Genomic DNA, 2605 nt, shown 5'->3' on the forward strand with positions numbered 1-2605 from the left:
CAGGCCGTCAGTGCCGTCCAGGGCGCCTCACAGCCCCTGCTGTCACGCCTCGTGGTCGGCGCCACCCCATCCCTGGCGGCGTCGCAGGTACCCCCGCCCTGGCCCGCCGCCTCGCCGGGATGCCTGAGGCCGACCAGGAGAAGGTCCTGCTGAATCTGGTGCGCAATCAGGCGGCAGCCGCCCTCGGCCACGCCACCGCTGCCCGCATCGAGCCCACCACGGCCTTCCGGGACATCGGCTTCGACTCCTTGACCGCCGTGGAGCTCCGCAACCGGCTCAAGGCCGCGACCGGGCTCCGGCTCAAGCCCACCCTCGTCTTCGACCACCCCAACTCCGTCGCGATCGCCCGGCTCCTGCACAAGGACCTGGTGCTCGACCTCACCGCCGAGGCCCCGCCCGTGCTCGGCGAACTGGACCGGCTGGAGGCGCAGCTCGCCGCACTCGCTCCCGAGGACGCGGTACGGGACAAGGTCACCGCCCGGCTCAAGGCGCTGCTCTGGAAGTGGACCGACACCCATCAGGACGCCGCGGCGAACGCCGCCGACGCAGGCCCCGGCACCGACCGCGACTTCGACCGGATCGACGCCGCCACCGACGACGAGATGTTCGACCTCATCGACCAAGAGCTCGGGTCGGTCTGACTCTTCTCACGCACTGCTACCGAGGACGTAAAACATGTCGAACGACGACAAGCTCAGGGACTACCTCAAGCGCGTGACGGTGGACCTGCGCCAGACCCGCAGGCAGCTGGGTGAGCTGGAGGCCAAGGACACCGAGCCCGTCGCCATCGTCGGGATGGCCTGCCGCTACCCGGGCGGGGTCGGCTCGCCCGAGGACCTGTGGCAGCTGGTCGCCTCGGGCGGCGACGGCGTGTCCGGGTTCCCCACCGACCGCGGCTGGGACCTGGACACGATCTACGACCCCGAGCCCGGGCGGACGGGCCGCACGTACGTGCGCGAGGGCGGCTTCCTCTACGACGCCGGCGAGTTCGATCCCGCGTTCTTCGGGATCTCCCCCCGCGAGGCCCTGGTCATGGACCCGCAACAGCGGCAGCTCCTGCAGACCTCCTGGGAGGCCTTCGAACGCGCGGGCATCGACCCCGCCACCGCACGCGGCACCCGGACCGGCGTGTTCGTCGGCACCAACGGCCAGGACCACGCCTACCTCCAGCGGCCGGGCGACAGCGACATCGAGGCCCACCTCGTCACCGCGAACACCGCCGCCGTGGTGTCCGGCCGCATCTCCTACGCCCTGGGCCTCGAAGGCCCGGCGGTCACCGTCGACACGGCCTGCTCGTCCTCGCTGGTGGCGCTCCACCTGGCCGCGCAGGCGCTGCGCCGCGGCGAGTGCTCGCTCGCCCTGGCCGGCGGCGTGACCGTGATGGCCACGCCGAACACCTTCATCGCGTTCAGTGCGCAGCGTGGCCTGTCGCCCGACGGCCGGTGCCGCGCGTTCTCCTCGACAGCCGACGGCACGGGCATGTCCGAAGGCGTTGGCGTGCTCCTGCTGGAGCGGTTGTCCGACGCCCGCCGGCTCGGCCACGACGTGCTCGCCGTCATCCGCGGCAGCGCCGTCAACCAGGACGGTGCGTCGAACGGTCTGACGGCCCCGAACGGGCCCTCGCAGGAGCGGGTGATCCGGCAGGCGCTGGAGAACGCACGCCTGACCGCTTCCCAGGTCGACGCGGTCGAGGCGCACGGTACGGCCACCACCCTCGGCGACCCGATCGAGGCGGAGGCGCTGCTCGCCACGTACGGCCGGGAGCACCCGGGGGACCGGCCGCTGTGGCTGGGATCCATCAAGTCCAACATTGGTCACACACAGGCGGCTTCCGGCGTCGCCGGTGTGATCAAGATGGTGATGGCCATCCGCAACGGCGTCCTGCCGCAGACCCTGCACGTGGACGCGCCGACCGCTCAGGCCGACTGGTCGGCGGGCGGCGTCAAGCTGCTGACCGAGGCCGTCCAGTGGCCCGAGTCGGACCACCCCCGCCGCGCCGCCGTCTCCTCCTTCGGCGTCAGCGGCACCAACGCACACACGATCATCGAGCAGGCCCCGGCCCTCGACGAGGAGCCCGCCGCCGAGCCGGCCGGGCTCTCGGCCGCCGGCGCGCTGCCGTGGGTGCTCTCGGCGAAGAGCGACGCCGCGCTGCGCGCCCAGGCGGAGCGCCTGCTCTCCTTCCTGGAGGGCGGCGGGATCGGCCCCGGCCGCTCGCCGGCCGACATCGGCTTCTCCCTCGCCACGACGCGCACCGCCTGGGACCGCCGGGCGGCCGTCGTCGGCGAGAGCCTGGAGGAACTCACCGAAGGCGTACGGGCACTGGCGTCCGGCACCCCGTCCGCGGCCGTCGTCCAGAACACGGCCCGCCTCGGCGACAAGGTGGGGTTCTTGTTCTCGGGTCAGGGGTCGCAGCGGATCGGCATGGGACGGGAGTTGTACGGGGCGTTCCCGGTGTTCGCCGCGGCCTACGACGAGGTGTGTGGGCTTTTGGATGCGCCGGTCGATGTTGGCTCGGAGGGGTTGAACCAGACGGGTTCGACGCAGCCGGCGTTGTTCGCTGTTGAGGTGGCGCTGTTCCGGTTGTTGGAGTCGTGGGGTGTCCGGC

2 protein-coding genes are annotated in these 2605 nt (G+C 72.2%); both read left to right on the top strand.

Going from position 1 to position 2605, the window contains the following annotated elements:
* Window positions 1-119: 119 nt before the first annotated feature.
* Window positions 120-641, top strand: a complete 522-nt coding sequence (locus tag AB0H32_RS47770) for a phosphopantetheine-binding protein (protein ID WP_361135850.1) — start codon at window positions 120-122, stop codon at window positions 639-641.
* A 34-nt stretch (window positions 642-675) separates the two neighbouring features.
* Window positions 676-2605, top strand: a 1930-nt coding sequence (locus tag AB0H32_RS47775) for a type I polyketide synthase (RefSeq protein ID WP_361135853.1), incomplete at its 3' end; no start/stop codon positions are given.

The sequence above is a fragment of the Streptomyces sp. NPDC020362 genome (assembly GCF_040642095.1).
Lineage (GTDB): Bacteria > Actinomycetota > Actinomycetes > Streptomycetales > Streptomycetaceae > Streptomyces.